Source organism: Jejuia sp. G7-7, assembly GCF_055808955.1.
In genome coordinates this window covers 1,539,440-1,556,882 of the sequence record NZ_JBVVSZ010000001.1, presented here as the reverse complement: position 1 = coordinate 1,556,882, position 17,443 = coordinate 1,539,440, and the positions used below count along the sequence as shown (strand labels likewise).

Annotated in this window: 13 protein-coding genes and 1 pseudogene; 13 read left to right on the top strand and 1 reads right to left on the bottom strand. The window is 34.6% G+C overall.

What is annotated here, in order from left to right:
• Positions 1 to 97: 97 nt before the first annotated feature.
• The 12 genes and pseudogenes from AC0L5U_RS07650 to AC0L5U_RS07595 all read left to right on the top strand — a co-directional run.
• Positions 98 to 1,332: pseudogene (locus AC0L5U_RS07650) on the top strand (hypothetical protein); the annotation flags it as partial.
• Between the two features lie 42 nt (positions 1,333 to 1,374).
• Complete coding sequence (locus tag AC0L5U_RS07645; protein ID WP_473416211.1) at positions 1,375 to 2,103, top strand: T9SS type A sorting domain-containing protein; 729 nt, start codon at positions 1,375 to 1,377, stop codon at positions 2,101 to 2,103.
• A 350-nt stretch (positions 2,104 to 2,453) separates the two neighbouring features.
• Entirely contained in the window at positions 2,454 to 4,370 is a 1,917-nt protein-coding gene (locus AC0L5U_RS07640) for an ulvan lysase-like protein (protein WP_473415658.1), read from the top strand.
• Positions 4,371 to 4,462: 92 nt separating this feature from the next.
• Positions 4,463 to 4,612 carry a hypothetical protein gene (locus AC0L5U_RS07635; protein WP_473415656.1) on the top strand — a complete coding sequence of 50 codons (150 nt, stop codon included), beginning with the start codon at positions 4,463 to 4,465 and terminating at the stop codon, positions 4,610 to 4,612.
• Positions 4,613 to 4,762: 150 nt separating this feature from the next.
• Positions 4,763 to 7,630, top strand: coding sequence for a glycosyl hydrolase (locus AC0L5U_RS07630; protein ID WP_473415655.1), 2,868 nt, complete (start codon positions 4,763 to 4,765; stop codon positions 7,628 to 7,630).
• Positions 7,631 to 7,647: 17 nt separating this feature from the next.
• Complete coding sequence (locus tag AC0L5U_RS07625) at positions 7,648 to 8,361, top strand: sulfatase-like hydrolase/transferase (RefSeq protein ID WP_473415654.1); 714 nt, start codon at positions 7,648 to 7,650, stop codon at positions 8,359 to 8,361.
• Positions 8,324 to 9,031: a sulfatase-like hydrolase/transferase gene (locus AC0L5U_RS07620; protein ID WP_473415652.1), complete on the top strand. Its 708-nt coding sequence runs from the start codon at positions 8,324 to 8,326 to the stop codon at positions 9,029 to 9,031. The genes AC0L5U_RS07625 and AC0L5U_RS07620 overlap by 38 nt, the downstream gene beginning before the upstream one ends.
• A 179-nt stretch (positions 9,032 to 9,210) precedes the next feature.
• Positions 9,211 to 9,342: a DUF2231 domain-containing protein gene (locus AC0L5U_RS07615; RefSeq protein WP_473415651.1), complete on the top strand. Its 132-nt coding sequence runs from the start codon at positions 9,211 to 9,213 to the stop codon at positions 9,340 to 9,342.
• 16 nt (positions 9,343 to 9,358) lie between these two features.
• Positions 9,359 to 11,374: a DUF1549 domain-containing protein gene (locus tag AC0L5U_RS07610; RefSeq protein WP_473415650.1), complete on the top strand. Its 2,016-nt coding sequence runs from the start codon at positions 9,359 to 9,361 to the stop codon at positions 11,372 to 11,374.
• A gap of 200 nt (positions 11,375 to 11,574) precedes the next feature.
• On the top strand, positions 11,575 to 12,042 hold the full coding sequence (locus AC0L5U_RS07605) for a DUF1553 domain-containing protein (protein ID WP_473415649.1): 468 nt from the start codon (positions 11,575 to 11,577) through the stop codon (positions 12,040 to 12,042).
• A gap of 10 nt (positions 12,043 to 12,052) precedes the next feature.
• On the top strand, positions 12,053 to 13,516 hold the full coding sequence (locus AC0L5U_RS07600) for a DUF1501 domain-containing protein (RefSeq protein ID WP_473415648.1): 1,464 nt from the start codon (positions 12,053 to 12,055) through the stop codon (positions 13,514 to 13,516).
• A 14-nt stretch (positions 13,517 to 13,530) separates the two neighbouring features.
• Positions 13,531 to 14,436: a 6-bladed beta-propeller gene (locus AC0L5U_RS07595; RefSeq protein WP_473415646.1), complete on the top strand. Its 906-nt coding sequence runs from the start codon at positions 13,531 to 13,533 to the stop codon at positions 14,434 to 14,436.
• 199 nt (positions 14,437 to 14,635) lie between these two features.
• Here the strand turns inward: AC0L5U_RS07595 and AC0L5U_RS07590 are convergent, their stop codons facing one another.
• Positions 14,636 to 15,397, bottom strand: coding sequence for a hypothetical protein (locus AC0L5U_RS07590; RefSeq protein WP_473415645.1), 762 nt, complete (start codon positions 15,395 to 15,397; stop codon positions 14,636 to 14,638).
• Positions 15,398 to 15,673: 276 nt separating this feature from the next.
• Between AC0L5U_RS07590 and AC0L5U_RS07585 the strand changes: the two genes are divergently transcribed.
• Positions 15,674 to 17,437 carry a T9SS type A sorting domain-containing protein gene (locus AC0L5U_RS07585; protein WP_473415644.1) on the top strand — a complete coding sequence of 588 codons (1,764 nt, stop codon included), beginning with the start codon at positions 15,674 to 15,676 and terminating at the stop codon, positions 17,435 to 17,437.
• The last annotated feature ends 6 nt before the right edge of the window (positions 17,438 to 17,443 follow it).

Here is a 17,443-nt window from a genome sequence, read left to right as displayed (position 1 = left end):
TATGGGTTATTTAACTTCAAAGCAGGATAGTTCAGGATGCATCTTTACTCAAAATTTTAGAACTTAGAAAAAAATAATTTTACCTTAAGTTTTAGCTATGAAGAAAATTACCTTCAAATCAATATTATTTTTCGTTTTTATGTTATGTTCTATTTACATAACAGCGCAAGACGCGCCACCTTCTGATGATATTTTTAGATTGAAAAATGTAGAAACAGGGCTGTTCCTAACCGATGCAGGTACAAGTGCAACAGCAGTTACCATGACAAATTTAGGTGAAGAAGATGAAAGCACCCATTTTAGGTTTGTGCAAAGCAGTACATTTTATAATATTGATAGTGAAGTTTTAGGCACATTACGTGCTCCAGGTAATGGAGGTCCAGGTGGTCCTTTTGTAGTGGTTAGTACTACTAGTACTGCGCCAACAACTGTTGCCGATAGATTATGGAGGATACAACATAACCAAACGGATGATACCTATAGATTTCAATCAGGCACCAGTAATAGATACATGTATCATAATGCCAATGGAACTGTAACCCATGTTGCAGTTGCAGCAACGGATGATAGAAGTAATTGGGAACTCATTCCATTTGTGGAAACTCCTGTAGAAATTGCTCCAGATGAAGATACAAGTACAGACTTAAATTGTCCAGCTTCAGGTGAATTCGAAAACAACAATACCAGAAATGTAGATGTGCCAAACTCCGATAATGTAGGTACTGCTGATGATAGAAGTTGCTACTCTGATTACTCAGAAAGTGATGTTAATGGAAAAACTTGGGGTGTTTACAATATTACTGTAGGGTCTAACCATTGGGATGCTCCAAACACTTTACAGCCTAGAATAGAACGTTCTTTATCTAGATCTGGGGAAACTGGTGTTGGGAGTTATGCAAGATTCACGGGAACGTTTAGGATTTTAGAGGTAGGCGATGCCGGTAGTTTTGGTCAAGATGGAACTTACATTGCACAAGCCAAAGGTAAACATACTGGTGGTGGTGGTCCACCAGATCCTGCCATTTGTTTATATAGAGCACACCCTGTTTATGGCACAGGAATAAATGCAGATAAGCAAGTAGCATTCGATATTTATGCGGAACGTATCTTAGAGCGGGGCGGATCAGGTAGTGGAAGAGAAGTTGTTTTACTAAAGCGAGTAAATAAAAATGAAGAAATTGACTTTGAGTTAGAGGTAGGTTTTAGAGTAGATCCAAACGATGCTACAAAAAAATTCATTATTGCGATGCAGTAATTGGAGGTGACGCATTTAATTATAATATTCCTGATCCAGAAAGAGGGTTAGAATCTGGTGTTAGGTATGGTGTATATCGCGTTAGAGGCGGTCGAGCACAAATTAGATGGGCAAATACAATGTACCAGAAGGTAGAAGTTGAGGATACTGGTAATCCTGTTCCATCTGACGACATTTACAGGTTGAGAAATGTAGCCACAGGTAAATTTTTAACAGCTGTAGGATCAAGTGCTGAACCTGTTATAATGACTGACTCAGGTGAGGCTCAAAATACACATTGGACGTTTGTAGAAAGTGGAGCATATTTTAATATTGATAGTGAAACTGTTGGTATATTACGTGCACCAGGTTCTGGTTTTTCTGGAGGTGCTTATCGCGTTGTTAGTACAGGAGCAACGGCACCATCAAGTGATACAGATAAAACGTGGACAATAGTATATAACGATGTTGATGATACCTATAGATTTGGATCTAGAACTTCTGGTAGATATTTGTATCAAGAGGTAGACGGAACTGTAACACACAGTATAGCTCCAGAATCAGATACTAGAAGTGTATGGGAAGCTATTCCCACAAGCGTTTCTTTAAGTACTGAAGATATAGCGTTAAAAAATAATGCAGTAAAAGTCTATCCTAACCCAACAAATGGAGAATTTACACTAGCCTTTAATAATCTAGATACTGTCAATATTAAAATTTATAGTGTACTTGGTAAACTGGTTTACGAAAACAAAACAAAGGCTAAAAAGTTAAACATAAGGGATAAGGCATTTACCTCTGGTATTTACCTTATTCAAGCCACTACAAACGATAATGAAATCTACCGTACTAAACTTGTAGTACGTTAAGATAGTAGACATTAAATTAAAACAAAAGATATTTTGGACGTTACCCTCCTAAGGTCGGGTCGGGCTATCCACTATATCTTTTGTTTTTGTCATTCTTATTTAGGTAGGAATACATAATAAAATTTATCTCCTCTCCTAGTTCTAGTAATTTTTATAAACAAACAAAAGGATGCCGTTTCTATCCCTAACGCTTGCTAAACCTGTAAATTCAAGTATTTTAAGTAACTAAACGTATGTGAAACTGTAAAGACATAGAAAATCTCTCTTAAAATTATTTTATTAGTCAGGACAAAACAGGATAGTTATTAAACAGTATTTAAATAACTTTCCCATGACTTAATACAATAAAAATGCAAAGACGAAACTTTATACAGCTATCTACCTTAGCTGGAGTAGGCTTGTCACTTCCAATGGCCGGTATTTTAAACTCATGTGAAAGCCACCCAGAACATTCTTTAGAATTTAAAAATCTAATTTCAGGTCTTTTAAAAGATTGGTGCGATGGGATGATAAAAGTACAAATTAACAATCCTTCTAATTTGGAAGAGCATGGTGCTTTAGGTTGTCCATCGTGTTCGCATATTCATGGGCGCTGTATGGATGCGGTGTATCCGTTTTTGTATATGGCTGATGTTTCAGGAGATAAAAAATATATCGAAGCCGCTAAGTTGGTTATGACTTGGGCAGAAAACAATGTGTCACAAGAAAATGGTGCTTGGACAGTTGTGCCTAATCCAAAGTCGTGGAAAGGAATAACTGTTTTTGGTGCTATTGCGTTAGCGGAAGCGTTGCATTATCATGGTCATGTTTTGGACGAAAAAACTCAAGAATCTTGGATCAACCGCTTAGAAAAAGCAGGACAATATATTCATGATACTTTTACGATAGGTTTTACAAATATAAATTATCCAGGTACCGCTGTATATGGATTAAACTTAATAGGAAATGTTTTAAATAATAGTGATTTTAAAGCTAAAAGTAAAAAATTAGCTTCTGAAGTAAAAGTATATTTTACAGCTAACGAAGGTTTATTATTCGGAGAATGTAAAAAGAGCTCAGGTAAATTAAGTGCTAAGGGATTGCATGGTGTAGATTTAGGATATAATGTAGAGGAAACACTAAATAGCTTAGTAATGTATGCGCTAAAAGAAAAAGACGAAGAGTTATTACAAATTCTCACAAAATCTTTAAATAGTCATTTAGAGTTTATGTTGCCAGATGGTGCATGGGATAATAGCTGGGGAAACCGTATGTACAAATGGAGCTATTGGGGAAGTCGCACATGCGATGGTAGCCAACCAGCTTTTGGAATGATGGCACACATCAATCCTGCATTTGGAACAGCTGCCATAAAAAATACAGAGTTATTAAAAGCGTGTACAGCTAAAGGCCTAATCCACGGTGGGCCACATTTTATATCAGCAGGTATTCCACCATGCGTGCATCACACGTTTACACACGCAAAACCTTTAGCTGCTTTACTAGATCATTGGGAGCATTTACCAGAGATAAATAAAAACACAGCATTACCAAGAGTAACAGCCGATGGTATAAAGCACTTTAAAGATTTAGATGTTACACTTTTTGCACGTGGAGATTGGAGAGGGACTGTAAGTGCATATGATGCAGAATATCATTATAAATACGATTTTCGTCAAGCTTCAGGTGGTGCATTAGGTGTTTTGTTTCATAATAAAGTTGGTTTATTATGTGCTGCGAGTATGGCAGAATACCATATGGTAGAGCCATACAATCAACAACCGCAACCAAATAAAGATATAACTTTAACACCAAGAATTGAAACCTTTAAAGATGAGGTTTGGTACACTAACCTTTACGATTTACCAGCGACCGTTAGTAGTAAAGATGAGCATGGTAATATTCAAATTGCAGCCAATGTTAAACTAAAAGATGTTGAAAGAAATATAGTTAAAGAAACTGCTTCGGAGTTTGATATAGATTACGATTGTTCGGTTGATAAAATGGAGATTAAAGTTAAAACAGATCAATTTGTTACAGAGCCAACAGCATTTGTTCTGCCAATAATCTCACCTAATAATGAGGTGGTTACTAAAGTTAGTGAGACAGAAATTACTGTTCAAAAACCAGAAGGATTGGTAACTATTAAGGCAAATGCACCTATTAAAATAAAACAGATAGAAGGCAATAGAACTTTTAATATGGTTCCTGGTGCAGAGGCCATTCCGTTAGAAGTATTTTTTAATCAAGGTAAAAAAGAACTGCTGATTATAATAACAGTAAGTTAATAACTTAAGATTTTTATTTTATTTAAAATGTAGAATGGTTTTTCGAAATATCTGTTAATATAAAAAGGAAAGGTAACAGAGATAAAGGCTTTATGCTCACAAATATTCTAGATGGTAATTGGGTCAAATTTGCTAATGTTGCTTTTGATAAAGATTTTAAAAAAGGGATTTCTAGTTTACTTTTTAATGGTAAGAAAGGTGTGTTAGAATTGTGTTATGGTAGTCTTTTGGAAATCTTTTAGGTAAATTTAAAATATCTTCCAACAATTTTAAAGAGTTATAAACGGTATCAATATTCAGAAAGGAAAACACGATATATTTTAGCGTTTAAAGCTAAGAACAGAAGTTCTTTGCAAATTTATTAGTTGAAGTTTGATTAAAAATAAGAACGAATGAAAAATAAAGTGATTACATCAAATAAATATAGAATAATCAGTTTTGTGTTAGTGTCGCTTTATTTGATGATTTTAAGTTCTTGTACCACTCAAAACAAAGAAAAAGTAAACCAAGATTTATATAGTGGCTTTCAAAATCCTCCTGCCGAAGCGCGTCCATTTGTGCGTTGGTGGTGGAACGGTAATAAAATTAAAACCCAAGAATTAGATAGAGAATTAGAGTCTCTTAAAAGTGTAGGTTTTGGAGGTGTTGAAATTAATCCTATTGCAATGCCTGTTGCTCCAGATACTGATACCAAATCATTAGTTTGGATGAGTGATCAATGGATTGACATGGTGGTTCATGCCTGTAAAAAAACTAAAGATTTAGGTATGATTGCCGATATTATAGCAGGAACAGGTTGGCCATTTGGAGGAGAGTTTCTTAAAGATGAAGAAACCTCTCAGCGTATGGTGTCTGATAATATTATCTATAATCAAGGTACCAAGATAGAAATAGATGAAGATAATCTTATAAAATTATATAAACGAAAGAATAAAAATAATAGAGCACAAAGGCACATTAGTAAAAGAACAACTTACAAACTATCTTATGTTAAACTAGTACCCGAAAATTGTAGCGATACTAAGCAAATTTTAGATTTAAAGAATCACATAGATACTAATGGAAAAATTTCTTATAATATAAAGCAAAAGGGGAGTTATTTATTGTCTTATGGTTTAGTTCAGCAAAACTTTAGGGAGGTTACACTAGGAGCTCCTGGTGGTGCAGGTCCTGTAATGGATCATTACAAAAAGGAAATGACCTTAGCATATTTAAATCGTATGAAGAAAATATCTGAACGTTCGGGTATTCCGCTAAACGATTTAATTCGAGCTATATTTTGTGATAGTATAGAAGTGTCTGGTGCAAATTGGACAGATGGATTTGAAAATTTGTTTTTTGAAGCCTATGGTTATAAACTTAATGATTGGATGCCTTTTATTTTTTATAAGGCTACAGGCAACTATTCAGAAGGGAAATATTCTGAAAATTTTACCCTTGAGTTTAAAGACCAGTTAAAACGCGTACGTTATGATTATAATAAGTTGTTGGTTGAAGTGTTTTTAAAAAATTTCACTCAGACTTATAAAGGTTTTTGTGAAGAGAATAATATTCTATGCCGTTATCAGGCTTATGGTACGCCTTTCTTAATGGGTATGTTAGATGGTTACATGATTCCAGATATTCCTGAAAGCAACAATTGGATTTATACTGTTGAAATGAAAGATTCTGTTTGGGATTGGAAGCAGTCTCATGGCTATATGATTTGGAATATGTATGCCTCTGCAGGTGCTCATTTATCAGATAAAAAAATTACCAGTTGCGAGGCCATGACCAATTTGGGAGGTGTGTTTAAAGCTACGCTTGAAGAAATAAAGCAGCATGATGATATGAATTTTATAACTGGAATTAATCATTCCGTATTACATGGTTATAATTATTCCCCGCCTGAAGTTCCATTTCCTGGTTGGATACGTTATGGGGCTTATTTTAGTGAGCAAAATACATGGTGGAAACATTTATACCATTGGGTAGATTACAACTCTAGATTATCTTATGTGTTCCAAAATTCTCAAGCCGATAAGTCTATTGCAATCTTAGGACCTACTGCTGATCTCTGGGGAGATAAAGGTTTGGGAAGAACTTCTTTTCATATGGAACCGAAGTATTTGTATCGATTATGGGAACCAATAAGTCAATTAGGATATTCTGCTGAATACATTAATCAAGGCATTCTTGAAAGAGCAACAATACATGATGGGAAAATTACCTATGGTAAAATGACCTATAAATTGTTAGTTTTAGCCAGTTTAAAATCATTAAGTCCAGAAACAGCATTAAATATTAAGACATTTGTTGAATCTGGAGGAAAAGTAATTATTGTTGATCAACTACCTATAAAGTCGTTGCATTTTTCTGAATATAAAAAAAATGATGCCTTGGTTGAAAATACTATGACTAAACTTGTTGCAAATTATCCCAAATCATTAATTCAAGTAAAACAACCGGAACCTATTGAAGCATTGTTCAAATGGACAAAAGATATATTGAAAACAGTTCAAATAGAAGCAGATGTGGTTATAAGTAATCCAACTGAAAATGTCTATCAAATACATAAATACACAAATGATAAAGAGATTTATTTTTTTACTAATGTGCATCGATTTGAGACAACATCTTTTGATGCTAAATTTCCTTTTGAAGGAAAATATCCATACATCTGGAATCCAGAAACAGGAGTAAAACAGCCTTATTATTTTGATTTAAATTCAAATGAGTTAAGTGTTAGCTTAGAGCCATTGGAGTCTCTGTTATTAGTTTTTGAAGATGATAAACCAAAGATAAAAGCTATACTTGTTGATACAAAAATAAAAGAATCAAAAGTATTGGATGTCAATTGGAAAGTGGTAGGAGAGCGAAAAGATGGTAAAATGTTTAATTGGGATATGCCTAAGCTTATTGATTTAAGTAAATCTGAAGATAGTACTCAAAACACTTTTGGAGGAGAGATTATTTATTATGCAACTATAAATAATCCAAGAGATTTTACGCATTTAGATTTAGGTAATATAAACGAAGGTATTACAGGGTTATTTATAAATGGCGAAAAAGTTGGTAAACGTTGGTATGGAAAGGCGATTTATCCCATAGCTAACTATCTCGAAAAAGGCGATAATGAAATTGTAATTCATTATACAACTGTATTAGCTAATTATGCCAAGTCGCTTAAAAATAATAAAATGGCATTTGAGTGGACAAAGAGATACAAAGATTTGGTGCCAACAGGTATTGAAGGACCAGTAAAGCTATTGAAGTATTAATCTTTAACTATTATTATATGACGCGAATTATACCAGTAATTTTAATATTACTTTTTAGTGGAGCTTGTGCCAGTAAAAAAGATGAAGCAGTCCCTAACATAATCATTATAAATATAGATGATATGGGTTGGAAAGATGTTGGTTTTATGGGTAGTGAATACTATGAAACACCCAATATAGACCACTTATCTAGTTTAGGAATGGTATTTACAAATGGCTATGCTTCAGCATCTAATTGCGCACCTAGTAGGGCCTGTTTAATGACAGGGCAATGGACACCACGTCATGGTGTTTTTACTGTAAGTCCTTCGGCACGAGGAAATTCTAAAAACAGAAAATTAATCCCTACAAAAAATACACATACATTATCACCTAAGCATAAAGTTCTACCACAAGTTTTACAAGAACATGGATACTTAACTTGTCATGCTGGAAAGTGGCATTTAAGTGATAATCCATTAGAGTATGGTTTTGATATAAATATTGGTGGCGCACATAATGGTTTGCCTAAAAGTTATTATCCACCATATAAAAATGTTGATTTAAAAGGAAGGGATAATCAATATTTAACCGATTTAATTATGGAAAAAGCACTTATGTTTGTAGATACAGCGCAGCAACCATTCTATCTTAATTATGCGCCTTATGCAGTTCATGTACCTATAATGGCTGTAGACAGTATTGTCCCCAAATATGAAAAAAACACCTTGGAAAGGTCAGGGAAATGCTGAATACGCTTCTATGGTTGATAATCTAGATAGAAATATCGGTATGCTTACCAATAAATTAAAAGAAAGAGATATTTTTGATAACACACTTATAATTTTTACTTCAGATAATGGAGGCTTATACGGTATAACAAAGCAAAAACCCTTACGAGCAGGAAAAGGAAGTTATTATGAAGGTGGTATAAGAGAACCTTTTTTCTTTGTTTTGAATAGTAAAATTAAACCAGATACTAAAAGTGATATTCCCATAACCAATTTAGATATTTTTCCAACAGTTTTAAATTACGCTGGGGTTAATACTAATGCATTAAATCTTGATGGGAATAGTTTGATGCCTGTTTTAGAGGAACAAGTACAAGTTTTAGAACGTCCGTTGTTTTGGCACTTCCCTATTTATTTACAAGCTTATAATGTTAATGACAACGAAAACCGAGATGCATTGTTTAGAACTCGTCCTGGGTCTGTTATACGAAAAGGAAATTGGAAGCTTCATTATTATTTTGAAGATGAAGGTGTGGAATTATATAATTTATCTGAAGACATTGGAGAAAGAAATAATCTTGCAGAATCCAACCCTGCAAAAACAGAAGAAATGTTAATACTTTTAAAGACATGGTGGAAAGAAACAAATGCACCAATACCAAAAACCAAAAATCCTGAATACGTAAATTAAATTTAGTAAAGGAGTTGTCATGTTCAAGGTAATTTTAAGTTTGCTTTTTAGTTTTAGCAAGGTGTAGTGATTTATATTTAAAGACTTTTTTATACAAGACACCACAGGATAATTTTATAGAAACTTAAAAATAACTTTACCCATAGAACTATAATTATACTTTTTAATTTAAAAATCCCATGGAGAATACAAACTGGGTAATCCAACTTTTAGGTCGTTTGCACCCACTATTGGTTCATTTCCCAATAGGACTACTAGTAGTTGCATTATTTCTTGAACTACTAACAATTCGACGTAAAAAAATGGGCTGAGAGAGGTATCAACTGGATGGTTTACATTGGTGCCGTATTCGCAAGTTTATCAGCTTTATTTGGTTGGCTATTGCGTTCTCAAGAAGATTATACGGGCAATTTAGTTGACAATCATCAATACACAGGTATTGCTACAGCGGTTTTAGCAGTAATAACAGCTTTTATTTTAAAATATACTTTAAAGAAAAAGTCTATAGGCCTTCGATTATATAGATTTGTACTAATCGTAACAGTAGTTTTACTAACCATAGCTGGACATTTAGGCGCAAACTTAACCCACGGAGAAGATTATTTAACAGCAGTTTTACCAGGAAATAAAAATGCTTATGATAATGCAAAATCTATAGCTTTACTTTCTGAGCTAAAAGCATCAGATTCCTTATCAGAATTACAAAAAGACAAATTAAACCTGGAAGTAAGAGGTCTTTTCGCCCATAAATGCTACCAATGTCATAGTGAAAACAAGCAAAAAGGCGAGTTAGTGCTTGAAACAAAACGAGGGGTTTTTAAAGGCGGGAAAAGTGGATTGGCAGTTGTGGCAGGTAAACCCCAAGAAAGCGAAATTTACAGACGTATTACACTTCCTGCAAATCATAAGGAAGTTATGCCAACCAAAGGTAAATTGCTTACTTCAGATGAAATAGTACTTGTAAAACTTTGGATAGAAGAAGGCGCACATTGGTCAGATAAAGCAGTAAAAATTTTTCCTGAAGCTGAATTAGCTTTAGTAAAACCTGAGCTACCAAAAAACCAAGATATTACCCATCCCATTGATAAATTAATTGATGCTTATTTCAATAAAAATAATATTAATTGGCAAGATGTTATTGACGATAGAGCTTTTATAAGACGTGCTTATATGGATGCCATCGGATTAATACCTGAACCGAACGTGGTTAAAGATTTTATAAATGATGATAATCCAAACAAAAGAGAAGAATTAGTTGATAGTTTATTAAACGATAATCAAAATTACACACAACATTGGTTAAGCTTTTGGAATGATTTATTACGAAACGATTATTACAGCGTAGGTGGTAAAAAACCTATTACGCATTGGTTGTATAGGTCTTTAATGAAAAATAAATCTTATGACCAAATCGTGACCGAGTTGGTAAACCCCGTAAAAGGTTCAGAAGGTTTTATACAGGGGGTAAAATGGCGTGGTGTTGTCAATGCAAGTCAAAGAACCGAGATGCAAGCGGCGCAAAACATCGGACAATCTTTAATGGGTGTTAATGTAAAATGCGCGTCCTGTCATAACAGTTTTATTAGTAATCTAACATTAGACCAAGCCTATGGATTTGCAACTATATTTTCTGATTCCATATTAGAATTGAATAGATGCGATAAACCCATAGGTAAAATGGCGAAAGCTAATTTTTTGTACCCAGAACTAGGAAGTGTTGAGGGCGAAACAGTTAAGGATAGATTGTTGAAGCTTTCAGAGGTTATGGTACAAAGAGACAATGGCAGACTGTACCGCACCATTACCAATAGATTTTGGGACAGACTGATGGGACGAGGTATTGTTGAACCCTTAGACGAAATGGATAATGCACCATGGGATGCTGAAGTACTCGATTGGTTATCGGTAGATTTTATCGATTCGGGTTCAGATTTAAAGTATTTAATTAGGCGCATCATGACCTCTAAAGTCTATCAACTACCCATGGTCAATTATAAAAAAGAGGAAGATTTAAAAACTAAGTACGTCTTTAAGGGCCCAGTAACGCGTCGATTGAGTGCGGAGCAATTTTCGGATGGCGTAAGTCAAATTATCGCGCCCTTGTACCCACAAGTTGCATTTAACCCCAATGGAGATAATATTAAAGCCATACGCATATGGCACTTAGAAGAAGTGTTAGGTAGAGTAGTTTTACCTGAACCAGGTAAACGATATTTTAGAAAATCATTTAATATTTCAAAGGAGGCTATAAATAAAGCAGAGATTTTAATTTCGGTGGATAATTCGTATATCCTTTACCTTAACGGGAAAAAATATCGCAAAATAAAAATTGGAAGGCAGTAGATAAAATCGATGTTTCTGAGCAATTACATCCAGGAAAAAATACCATTGCAATTATAGGAGAAAATGGAGGTGCTATTGCAAACCCTGCAGGAATATTATTTGCTTTTAAGATTGACTATGAATCTGGTAAAAGCACACTTTTAAAGTCTGATTTATCTTGGGTAAGTTCTCGTGAATTACCTGAAGGTGATTGGACAGACGTGGAGTACGATGATAATTCGTGGAAGAAGGTTAGAAATTACAGTACCGGAAATTTTAAGAATTGGGGGCAACTTCTTGATTTTACTTTTAAACCGCACAGCGAAAAATTTGCACGTGCTAGTTTGGTAAAACAACACCCATTTATGAAGGCTTTAGGAAGGCCCAGTAGAGAAATTGTTACCACTTCAAGAGAAGACCAAGCAACCTTATTGCAAGCTTTAGAACTCACAAATGGAGAGTTTTTTAACAGCGTTTTAGAAGAAGGAGCGCAGTCATGGTTAAAAAAATATGGTGAAGATAGTAGTGCTATTGTCGATAATTTATATGAAAAAGCATTAAATAGAAAGCCCTCAAATGAAGAAAAAACGATTATGCTAAATGTTTTAGGAGAGGCACCAGAAGAAGAACAACTGCAAGATGTATTTTGGGCTGTTTTAATGTCGCCAGAATTTCAGTTTATCAATTAAAAGTAAAAAAATGGATGTCAATAAATCACGTAGAGATTTTTTAAAGAAAATGAGTGCTGCTAGCTTATCAGCAGCTGCAACTACAATTCCGGGATTTAGTTTTTTAAGTTCTTGTTCGCCTGAGGTTCAAAAAATAGCATCTACCGCAGATACTGTTATTTTACTGTGGATGGCTGGAGGTATGGCACATACTGAAACATTTGATCCCAAGGCTTATGTCCCGTTTGAAAAAGGAGTGGAAAGCAAAAGAGTGCTAAGTACCTTTCCAAAAAAACCGACTATAGTTGATGATTTATATTTTTCTGAAGGATTAGAATCTATAGGTAGCGTAATGGATAAAGGCGCCATAATTCGTTCTTATAAATCGGCTGATTTAGGACATATTTTACATACGCGTCATCAATACCATTGGCATACCTGTTATGAGCCACCGCAATCGGTTCAAGCACCCCATATAGGGGCGTGGATAGCTAAAGAGTTAGGACCTGCAAACACAGTAATCCCGCCTTTTATTGCCATGGGGCAACGTTTTACAATGGGAGAATCAGAAGAGTTAAAAGCATTTCATTCTGCAGGATTTTTAGGGACTGAATATGGTCCTTTTTTAATCCCAGACCCTTCAAGTGGTTTAGAAAGTGTACGTCCGCCAAAAGGCATGTCGCTTAAACGTTTTGAAGCACGTTATAAATTATATAAAGAACTCGCAAACAAAAGCGAGGTCATGGAGCAAGCCAGCGATTATCAGCGGGAGTCTTTAATGCGTTCCATGGAGCAGTCCTATCGTTTATTGAATTCGCCAGAAGCCAAAGTGTTTGATTTATCAGAAGAGTCAAAAGACGTTTATGATACTTATAATACAGGTCGTTTTGGTTTAGGTTGTTTGTTGGCAAAACGTTTGGCTCAGAATGGTGGGCGTTTTATTAGTGTGTCTACAGAATACGAACCATTTTTAGGCTGGGATACCCATGAAAATGGACATACAAGACTTATTAAAATGAAACAATTAATAGATAAGCCGATAGCGCAACTTGTTAAGGATTTAGACGAATCAGGACATCTAGACAGAACATTGATAATTTTAGCAAGTGAGTTTAGTCGTGATGCCATTATGGAAGGCAGACCGGGTAAAAAAGTGAAAAATCAAGTAAACCAACCTGATATTATTAGAAAAGAAAAACACTACGGCATGCACCGTCATTTCACAGACGGCAGTTCTATTTTGATGTGGGGTGGAGGTGTTAAAAAAGGCTTAGTGTATGGTAAAACGGCTGATGAAAGACCTTGTTCATCCATAGAAAATCCAGTTGTGATAGATCAAGTGCATCAATCCATTTATCATGCATTAGGAATTCATCCAGAAACCCATTACGAAATAGAAGGTAGACCATTTTATACCACACCCGATGGCAAAGGCCAACCAATATTAGATTTATTTGGTAATCCTATGAAATCTTCAAAAGAAAACATCGCTTAAACTTTTGATCAATAATGACAAAGTCTAAAATTAATCGCAGGACATTTATAAATACTACGGCAAAAGCAAGTTTGGGTTTGGCGGTTATTCCTCATTTCAACATATTAAAATCTAAACCTAAAATGTATGATAAAGTCATTGGTCATGGCGATTTTAAGTATAAAGTGCATAAATCTTGGGGCGATTTAGATAGAACTATTACACCTGTAAAGAATTGCCATGAAATGGTAATGGACTCTAAAGGCCGGTTGATTATGTTAGGCGACAATACCAAAAACAACATCTTAATTTATGATAAATCAGGAAAATTATTAGATTCTTGGGGTATTCGCTATAAAGGAGGTCATGGGTTATCTATTTGGAATGATGGTTCTGAAGATTTTTTATTCATTTGCGATGCCAAAGGCGAAAGCGTAATAAAAACCACAACAGACGGTAGGGAACTAATGATTCTAGGCCATCCGTCGCAATATGGAGCATACGATAAAAAAGATAAATTTAAACCAACAGAAAGCGCAATTGGTCCCAATGGCGATATTTACATTGCAGATGGTTATGGTGCAAACTATATTTTGCAGTTTACAAAAGAAGGAGAGTTTATTAGAAAAATAGGAGAAGGTAGAGGTACAGGTCAAAATCAATTTCAAACCGCCCATGGCGTATGTATCGATTACAGAGGCAAAGGCGAACCTACTTTGTTAATTACGTCAAGAGCAGCAAATTGCTTTAAACGATTTACATTAGACGGTAAATATATTGAACAAATTAACTTACCGGGAGCATTTGTATGTCGGCCTGTAATTCATAATGAAAATCTGTATTCTGGGGTATGTTGGTCATCAGACATAGATTATATAGAAGGCGATAAGAATACACACCCTATAATATCAACCCTAAATCAGGTTTTGTTACTATTTTAGATGACAAAGGAAAAGTAGTTTCCAATCCAGGAGGTACCAAGCCTAAATATAAGAAAGGGAAATTGCAGCGAATGGTGCAAGAGCAGCCCATTTTTCGTCATTGTCATGATGTATGTGTCGATGATGATGAAAATTTATACGTCTGCCAATGGAATGCCAACAAGGCGTATCCCATAAAATTAGAACGTGTTTAAGATTTTTACTCTCTACATAAATTAACGTCTTTAAACTCTATATGGGCTGTTATATCGCCAGTATCACTAGTGCCATAAGCACCATATCTAGTATAAACGCGTTGTGTTGTATGATTATGTTCTATGTGTTTTTCTGTATCACCTACTTTTATTTTTGAAAATGCAACAGCATCAGCATCATATCCAGTTTCATATACAAAAGTATACTCTTGGTTATAGTTAAGGGTTTTAAAGTTTTGTACATCCCTACTACCACCTGTATCAGTAGTATATGGATTAATAGTTACATGGGTCTCTAATTGTATTTTGTTATTGTTGGTTTTCTTAGCATAAAGCAAGAATTGCGCACTTCGGTTTATACTTCCAACCTCTTCTCCTTTTATAATATTACCACCAGCATGTGACTGAATGATACAGGTGTTTCCATCACTTAAATCTACAATTTTAAGTGTTCCAGTTAGAATAGTTTTTTTGTTTTCGCCTTGAGAAATAGTTTTAAAAAATCGTTCCACTCTAGTTTTAGTACCATCATATCGTATTTCGCCACCAGTAATCTTATAGCTGCCCCAGTCAATAGCTAAATTTTCATAACCTCCAACAGTATTATCTGTTCTACAATCTAGTGTACCTTGATTATTAGGGTTTGAAACATCATCACATGATTGTGATTGTGATGCTGAAGGACCTAAGTTGGGGAAATCTGATACGTCATCACAAACCTGTTTAGCAGTAGGATCTGAGTTGTCATCTTCTGGTTCTTTTATCATAGTTTCCTCTTTGTCTTGTTCGTTTTCTGAATCAGTAGAGCATGATACTAGTACGGTAAATAATAAAATGATCCAACTTATTCGTATAAGAAGTAGTCTTTTTTCATTTTTTATTAATTTATAAGATATTGGAGTTATAATTTACATTATGGGAAAGATACATAGCTATCTTTTTGTTTGTATCCTGTTCTGTCTTGCTTTATCAGCATGAGAGTGCAGGATACTATCGGTTGAGAATTACTATACCTTTAAAAAAAATGAATCAAAAAGGAATTTATGTTTAAAAAACTACTTTATTTTTACTTAGTATTATTAATCTCAGAATCCTTATTTGCTCAAGATTTTCCATTTAGTTTACCTTCAAATATGGAGGCAACCATTAATATAACTTCTACTTCAACAGAAGTGTATAATAATTTATTGCTTGGAACAAATACGCATCATTTTACAACTACAACAGAGCAGAGTTTGATAAATAGATTAGAGCCAATAACTATAAGGTTTCCACATGGCTTATGGTCTAATTGGTACGATTGGCGCCGTGATGTAACAAGGCTTTTTGGAACAGAAACTTTTGAGTATGAACAAGGCGTAAATAAGACTATCAAAACAAAAACACCTGACCTCTTAGCGAATATAAATATATTTGATAATCTTGATATTAAAGTTGGAATTGAAGGGCTTACAAGTTTAAATACAACCAGAAAATCAACAACAGGCAAAGGATTTGATATGATGTGGACGTTTAACATGAGTGCTGATGGTACCGATTTTAATAATGGGTGTCCAGAGACAATAGCGCGATACGATGATTTGATTGCTAGGGGTTTTGAGGTAAAGGCTGTTGAAATGGGAAATGAAAATTTTTATCCAGGGCAAAGAAGTTCCATCATTCCAAATGCTGAAGATTATATTGCTAGAGCAAAAGCCATGGCGGCAGCACTTAAAGCAAAAAACCCGAATATACGAGTATCTGTACCATTATTGCGAAGAGACAGTTGGGCAAATCCTAATTGGAATACCGATTTAACAGAGGATTTAACTTATTTTGATGCAGTTACTGTACACACTTATGTGGGGTCAGATCCAGATGATGCTAGCAATAGCAACGAAGCTTATGGAACTGCTCTAACGGCACGTAAACACTTAGGTAGTTCTATTTATAATTATGCTCATCTAGTAGCGCCTAATAAACCAATTTGGTTGACTGAATGGGGTGTGAAATCTGGCGGTCCAAATGCAGTATCGGTATTAGGAATGGCAGACTGTTATATTTACATGAGTCAAAATCAAGATGTTTTTGAGCGTGCAAACTGGTTTAGCGTAAATGGGAAATTAAACTCGCATTACGTATGGGAAACCTATATTTCACCAAGTGGCGTTGAACGCCCAAGAATTAAGTATCCTTTAGAAAAAACATTGTTTGGTTCAGCTTATGAAATTATACGTTTGGCATTAGAGAATGCCACATTAATTGAGAGCGATATACAAGTGCCAAGCCTTCTGGATGGTGTAAAAGCCGTTAATGCCAGAGTAGTAGTTAAAGATGGGAAAGCTTCAGTTTTTGTTGTCAATCTTAGTAATCAAGATGTACCATTTAATGTAAATATTGATGGTGTTGCTTATACTGACTTTGTAGAACATAAAGCTATGTCGTTTTCAGCAATGGATGAAGAAAGAGCTATGGGGATTGATGTAAATCCATTAACTATAGTTAGTCAAGGGATTAGTAGTATTACTTTGCCTAAATTTTCGATAAATGTTTTAGAATTAACGAATGCATCATTATCTACTTCAAAAATCGTAAAACAAGATGAGATAAGTATATATCCAAATCCTAATAAAGGTACGTTCAATATAAAACTAACCCATGGAGAAGAAGTACAGTATAGAATTTATTCAATTAGCGGTGTAGAAATTCAAAAAGGAAATTTCGTATCAGCAAAAGAGATTCATTTTGATAATAATCAATCAGGAATCTATATTCTACAACTAAAGGGAAGTAAAGGTGTTTCAACCCATAAAATTGTTGTTAGATAATTTCAC

Excerpts from the sequence above, each read along its gene's own strand:
- AC0L5U_RS07615 (WP_473415651.1), top strand. The coding sequence starts at position 9,211 with ATGGAGAATACAAACTGGGTAATCCAACTTTTAGGTCGTTTGCACCCA.
- AC0L5U_RS07640 (WP_473415658.1), top strand. The coding sequence starts at position 2,454 with ATGCAAAGACGAAACTTTATACAGCTATCTACCTTAGCTGGAGTAGGC.
- AC0L5U_RS07620 (WP_473415652.1), top strand. The coding sequence starts at position 8,324 with ATGAAAAAAACACCTTGGAAAGGTCAGGGAAATGCTGAATACGCTTCT.
- AC0L5U_RS07595 (WP_473415646.1), top strand. The coding sequence starts at position 13,531 with ATGACAAAGTCTAAAATTAATCGCAGGACATTTATAAATACTACGGCA.
- AC0L5U_RS07635 (WP_473415656.1), top strand. The coding sequence starts at position 4,463 with ATGCTCACAAATATTCTAGATGGTAATTGGGTCAAATTTGCTAATGTT.
- AC0L5U_RS07600 (WP_473415648.1), top strand. The coding sequence starts at position 12,053 with ATGGATGTCAATAAATCACGTAGAGATTTTTTAAAGAAAATGAGTGCT.
- AC0L5U_RS07625 (WP_473415654.1), top strand. The coding sequence starts at position 7,648 with ATGACGCGAATTATACCAGTAATTTTAATATTACTTTTTAGTGGAGCT.
- AC0L5U_RS07590 (WP_473415645.1), bottom strand. The coding sequence starts at position 15,397 with ATGATAAAAGAACCAGAAGATGACAACTCAGATCCTACTGCTAAACAG.
- AC0L5U_RS07610 (WP_473415650.1), top strand. The coding sequence starts at position 9,359 with ATGGTTTACATTGGTGCCGTATTCGCAAGTTTATCAGCTTTATTTGGT.
- AC0L5U_RS07585 (WP_473415644.1), top strand. The coding sequence starts at position 15,674 with ATGTTTAAAAAACTACTTTATTTTTACTTAGTATTATTAATCTCAGAA.
- AC0L5U_RS07645 (WP_473416211.1), top strand. The coding sequence starts at position 1,375 with ATGTACCAGAAGGTAGAAGTTGAGGATACTGGTAATCCTGTTCCATCT.
- AC0L5U_RS07630 (WP_473415655.1), top strand. The coding sequence starts at position 4,763 with ATGAAAAATAAAGTGATTACATCAAATAAATATAGAATAATCAGTTTT.